The sequence below is a fragment of the Bartonella sp. MR168JLCBS genome, assembly GCF_042194175.1.
Genome location: NZ_JBHIMP010000257.1, coordinates 607 through 836, shown reverse-complemented (window position 1 = coordinate 836; position 230 = coordinate 607). Strand labels below are relative to the sequence as shown.

General features: G+C 39.6%; 1 protein-coding gene. It reads left to right on the top strand.

Annotation, left to right across the window (positions count from 1 at the left end):
* On the top strand, window positions 1-208 hold a 208-nt coding region (locus tag ACFIK8_RS10715), incomplete at its 5' end, for a BA14K family protein (protein WP_375669416.1).
* Between the last annotated feature and the right edge of the window lie 22 nt (window positions 209-230).

The following is a 230-nucleotide window of genomic DNA, read 5'->3' as shown; positions in this document are numbered from 1 at the left end:
AGTTCCGCAAGTTGTTTATCAACAGGTCCCACAAAGTCAAATAATTTATGAAGTTCAATCCACGGCAAGATATAAGCCACTCCAACAACCATGGGCAGATGATTGGCTTCAATATTGCAAGAAAAAATACCGTTCCTTCAACCCTAAAACAGGTACTTTTCGCGGCTATGATGGTTTGGAGCACATTTGTTATGCGCCATTAAGTTAATTTCTGTTACGTTCTGGTGAAT